Annotated in this window: 2 protein-coding genes; both read right to left on the reverse strand. The window is 65.6% G+C overall.

The annotated features are described in order from the left end of the window. Positions 1 to 4720 (reverse strand): NAD-glutamate dehydrogenase (locus BIS11_RS09535; protein ID WP_253585971.1); only part of this gene is annotated, 4720 nt, incomplete at its 3' end. Positions 4721 to 4865: 145 nt separating this feature from the next. Then, positions 4866 to 5799, reverse strand: a 934-nt coding sequence (gene trmA / locus BIS11_RS09540; protein WP_253585972.1) for a tRNA (uridine(54)-C5)-methyltransferase TrmA, incomplete at its 5' end; no start/stop codon positions are given.

Below are 5799 nucleotides of genomic sequence, written 5' to 3' on the forward strand. Positions count from 1 at the left end.
GGCGGCGCCAGCGACGGTGCAGCTCGGCGTGCTGTTCGAGCCACTGCTCGACCAGCTCCTGGGTGTCGCGGCTGCCGGCGTCGAGCTTCAAGACGCTCACGGTCAGCGCCAGCTGCTGGCGGTCGATGTCGTCGCGGAAGGTTTCGCGGGCCTGGGCCTGCCAGGCGTCGCGCACCTCGAGCTGGGTGACCTGGTGGGTCATCCAGGGAAGCTCCAGGCGATTGCCGATCTCATAGAACACTTCCGCCACGCGCTGGGGCTTCTCGTTGGTGGCGCGCGCGGCGTGGATGATGCCGAGCCCGGCGTAGAGGCTGCTGGAAGCCGCCACGGTCGAGGCCAGCGCCTCGGGCACGCCGTCTTCGATCAAGTCGTCGCGACGCTGCCGCCACGCCGCGAGCTCCTCGCCGCTCAGCAGATCGCCGATACCCTCCTGGAGCTGGGCCAGGCGCGGGGCGAAGTACTCGATGGTGTCCTGGGTGGAGAGCCCCAGGTGCAGGCGCACGAACCAGCGCGTGGCGCGGCGCACCATGCGCATCAAATCGAGCATCATGGCGTACTGCACGCGGTTGGGCACCTGGTTGTCCAGCGCCTCGATCTGGCCCCACAGCTCCTTGAGGTTGAACGCATCCCGGGCGACCACGTAGGCCCGGGCGATGTCCGCCCGGCCCGCACCGGTGGAGTCCATCAGCCGGCGCACGAAGACGATGCCCATGCGATCCACCAGGTCGTTGGCCACCTGGGTGGCGACGATCTCGCGCTTGAGCCGGTGCTCGTACATCTCGGTCGGGTAGCGCTCGACCAGCACCGAGGGGAACAGGTTCTCCAGGTGGCGATGGATGTAGGGGTCATCCGGCACGTCGGACTTGATCAGGTCGCCCTTGAGCGTGCTCTTGGCGTAGGAGATCAATACGGAAAGCTCCGGCAGGCGCATGCCTTCGCTGTTGCCGGCGCGCTCCTTGAGGCTCTCGTCGGACGGCAGGAACTCGAGTTCGCGGTCGATCTGGCCGGCGTTCTCCAGCTCGCTGATGAAGCGCCGGTAGGGCCCCGCGCCCTGGCGCGACAGTATCTCGGAGAGATCGATCGCCTGGGTCTGGCGGTAGTTGTCGCGAATCACCAGGTCCGCCACTTCGTCGGTCATGTCCGCCAGCAGTTCGTTGCGCTGCTTCTCGGTCATGTCGCCGCGGGTGACCACCTCGTCGATCAGGATCTTGATGTTGACCTCATGGTCGGAGCAGTTGACCCCGCCGGCGTTGTCGATGAAGTCGGTGTAGACGCGCACGCCCTTGGCGGCGGCTTCCATGCGCCCGCGCTGGGTCAAGCCGAGGTTGCCGCCCTCGCCCACAACGCGGCAGTTGAGCTCGCGTCCGTTGATGCGCAGGCTGTCGTTGGCCTTGTCGCCCACGTCGGCGTCGGTCTCGCCGGAGCCCTTCACGTAGGTGCCGATACCGCCGTTCCAGATCAGGTCAACCTTGGCCTTGAGCATGGCGTTGATCAGCTCGCTGGGCGAGAGTCTCTCGGCCTCGATGCCGAACACCTCGGCCATCTCCTCGGAGATCGTGATCGACTTCGCGCTGCGGCTGAACACGCCGCCGCCCTTGGAGATCAGCTCCTGGCTGTAGTCTTCCCAGCTCGAGCGCGGCATCTCGAACAGCCGCTTGCGTTCGGCGAAGGAGGCCTCGGGGTCCGGGTGCGGGTCGATGAAGACGTGCAGGTGGTTGAAGGCGCCGACCAGCTTGATCTTGTCCGAGAGCAGCATGCCGTTGCCGAACACGTCGCCGGCCATGTCGCCGATGCCGACCACGGTGAACGGGTCCTGCTGGGTGTCCAGGTCCAGGTTCTTGAAGTGGCGCTTGACGGACTCCCAGGCGCCGCGAGCGGTGATCGCCATCTTCTTGTGGTCGTAGCCGTTGGCCCCGCCGGAAGCGAAGGCGTCGCCCAGCCAGTGGCCGTACTCCAGCGAGATCTCGTTGGCGATATCGGAGAACGACGCCGTGCCCTTGTCCGCCGCGACCACCAGATAGGTATCGTCATCGTCGTGGCGCACCACGTTCTTGGGCGGCACGACTTCGCCGCCCACCAGGTTGTCGGTGACGTCGAGCAGCGCGCGGATGAAGGTCTGGTAGCAGGCGATGCCCTCTTTCTGCTGGGTCTCGCGGTCGGCGTTCTCCGGCATGCGCTTGCACACGAACCCGCCCTTGGCGCCCACCGGCACGATCACCGCGTTCTTGACCTGCTGCGCCTTGACCAGCCCCAGGATCTCGGTGCGGTAGTCCTCCTGGCGATCCGACCAGCGCAGCCCGCCGCGGGCCACCTTGCCACCGCGCAGGTGCACGCCTTCCACGCGCGGCGAGCACATGAATATCTCGAAGGCCGGGCGCGGCTTGGGAATGCCGGTCACCCTGGAGGGCTCGAGCTTGTAGGCGATGTAGTCCTTGAAGCCGCCTTCCGGGGTACGCTGGTAGTAGTTGGTGCGCAGCGTTGCCTTGATCAGCTCCATCATGCGCCGCAAGAGCTGGTCGTCGGTCAGGCTCGCCACGCCTTCGAGCTGCTCCAGCAGGCGCTGTTCGCAGTCGTCGGTGTCGTGGTTTTCCAGGCTCGGGTCGAAGCGCGTGGTGAAAAGCTCCACCAGGGCGTGGGTGATCTTCGGGTAGTTGGCGAGGGTGGCGGCGATGTAGTCCTGGGACATGCCGAAGCGGATCTGCTTCAGGTAGCGCGCATAGCCGCGCAGCATCGCTACTTCGCGCCAGTCGAGCCCGGCGCCCAGCACCAGCCGGTTGAAGGTGTCGTTGTCCGCCTCGCCCGCCCAGATGCGCTTGAACGCCTCGCTGAAGGTATCGCGCATCTGGCTCATGTCGACGCCGGCCCGGCCGTGCTCGAGTTCGAAGTCGTGGATCCAGTAGCGCTCGTCGGGGCCGCTGATGTCGTAGGGCCGCTCGCCGAGCACGCGAAGGCCCAGGTTCTCCATCATCGGCAGCACGTCGGACAGGGGAATCTGGGCGTTGCGGTGGTAGAGCTTGAGGTTCATGCCCCCGTTCTGCTCTTCGATCGGCCGGTAGAGCGACAGCGACAGCCCCTGCTCGCCCTGCAGCGCCAGCAGGTGCTGGATGTCGAACACCGCCGTGCGGGCGTTGAAGTCCTCGCGGTAGCTCGCCGAGAAGGCGTGCTGGAACTGCTCCATCAACGCGTTGGCGCGCTCCTCGCCGAAACCTTCGTGCATGGCCTCCTGGAGCTCGTCGCGCCAGCTGCGCGAGAGCCGGGCGACCTTCTTCTCCAGGTGCTTCAGGTCATAGTCGCTCGGGGCGTCGCCCTTGAAGCGCAGGATCAGCTGGATGCGTGCCAGCACCGACTCCGAGAGATAGGTATTGAAGTCGCCGAAGCGCGCGTCGAGCTCGTCGCAGAGCATCGACTGGATGCGCTGGCGAAGGTCCGTCGAGAACACGTCGCGCGGCACGAACACCAGGCAGGAGTAGAACTTGCCGCTGACGTCGGTGCGAATGAACAGGCGCACCTGGCGACGCTCGCGAATGTTGAGGATGCCCAGCGCCGTCTCGGCAAGCGGCTCGGTGCCGATCTGGAACAGGTCGTCGCGCGGGAACACCTCGAGCACCTGCAGGAGCTGCTTGCCGTTGTGGCCCTGCGGGTTGAAACCGGCGATGTCCATCACCGCCTTCAGCTTGCGGCGCAGAAGCGGAATGTTTCGCGGCGACTCGTTGTAGACCGTCGAGGTGAACAGGCCGAAGAAGCGCCGCTCGCCGATCACGTTGCCGTCGTCGTCGTAGCGGTCGACGGTGATGTAGTCCGGGTAGGTAGGCCGGTGAACGCGGCTGTGGTGCGCGCTCTTGGCGAACGACAGCAGTTGCGGCACCAGCACGAAGCCGTTCTCGTCCTGGCCCTCCTCGGCGCGGATGCGCTCGCGATAGCGCGCCTGGTTCAGACGGAACACGCCCAGCACGCTCTGCGGGTCACGCTTGAGTTCGCCCTCCTCCAGGCGGTACTCGTCGTAGCCGAGGAAGGTGAAGTTGTCCTTCAGGAGCCACTCGAGAAAGGCGATCGCCTCCTCGTGGTCGTCCGGGTCGATCTGCGGCGGGCAGTTCTTCTCGAGCTCCTGGATGGCGGCGGTGATCTGGGCGCACATGGGTTCGAAGTCGTGCACGGCGGTGCGCACGTCGCGCAGCACGTTGTTGAGCTTCTCCTCCATGCTGGCGAGCGACTCGCGGTCGGTGTGGCGGTCGACCTCGATCACGATCAGCGACTCGCGCGCTTCCGGTGCGTTCTCGGCGCGCGGCGAGGTGAGCGTCTCGAGCTGGTCGCGGGCGTCCCGGGCCACGGCGAACACCGCGTTCTGGATCGCGTGGACGGTCAAGCCGCGCCGGTTGAGCTCGATGCGCACCGAGTCGACCAGAAACGGCATGTCCTCGTGGAGCACCGCCACGAAGGTGTGGTTGGACTGCCAGCCGTGCTCCTCGAAGTCCGGGTTGAAGATGCGTACCTTGGGGCTGTCCGGATCGTGATGCTGCAGGAACTGCCAGATCGAGAGCGTAGCGCCGTAGAGATCGTCGAGCCGGCGATCGACCAGGTCCTCGACCGGCACGGTGGCGTAAAAGTGGCGGGCGAAGGCTTCGACACGCGCCGCCCGTTCGGTGCCGAGCCTCGACTCAAGGCGCTCCTGCAGCTGTTTCAAAAGATCCTGCCGACTCTCTTCACTCGCAACGTAGTGCATCCATCACCTCGATTGCCCAAGCCCCATCAGAGGCCAAAAAAACGAACGATCATGGGCCCTTAGGCCATCATGGCGTAGCTTACGCGATTGCCCCGCGCCGCTCTATTCACCTGCCAGCTTTCTCATGGAGTATGCCGCTTCGGCATCAACGCTCGCGCCGCGTCAAGAGCACCCCGCACTCACAGTGGTGGGTAAAGGGAAATTGATCAAACAGCGCGAAGCGCTCGATGTCGTGGGTCCGCGAAAGCTGGGTCAGGTTGTAGGCAAGCGTTGCCGGGTTGCATGAAATATAGACGATCTGCTCGTATTCGCTGACCTGCCGGCAGCTTTCCTCGTCGAGCCCGGCGCGCGGCGGGTCCACCAGCACCGTCGAGAAGTCGTAGCTCGAAAGGTCCATTTCGGCCACGCGCCGCCCGCTCTTCTCGCCCTTGAGCGCCAGCGAAAACTCCTCCGCCGACATGCGCATCACGCTGACGTTGGCCACGTCGTTGGCGGCGACATTGACGTTGGCACTGGCCACCGACGTGCGCGAGATCTCGGTGGCGAGCACGCGGCGAAAGTTCTCGGCCAGCGCCAGGGTGAAGTTGCCGTTGCCGCAGTAGAGCTCGACCAGATCCCGCGCCTGGCTCCCTTGGGTCACGTCGCGCGCCCAGCCGAGCATCTCCTGGCAGATGTGGGCATTGGGCTGGGTGAAGCTGTTCTCCACCTGCTGGTAGTCGAGGGTGCGGCCATCGACGGTGAGCCGTTCCCAGACGTGATCGCGGGTCAGCACCAGGCGCTGCTTGCGCGAGCGGCCGATGATCATGATGCCGAGCTCGTCCTCGAGCGCGCGAGCCTGCGCTTCCCAGTCCGCGTCCAGCGGGCGGTGGTAGATCAGCGTGACCAGCGCCTCGCCGGAGAGCGTGGTCAAAAACTCCACCTGGAAAAGGCGCCGCCTCAGCGTGTCGCTTGCCAGCAGCGCCTCGCGAAGCCTGGGCATCAGGTCGTTGATGCGCGCGCTCGCCACCGGGTACTGGTCCAGGCGCACGACCTTCTTGTCCTTGGGGTCGTCCGGGTTGACCTCGAACATGGCGTAGAAC

It is taken from the genome of Halomonas sp. 707D4, from assembly GCF_024158685.1.
GTDB lineage: Bacteria > Pseudomonadota > Gammaproteobacteria > Pseudomonadales > Halomonadaceae > Vreelandella.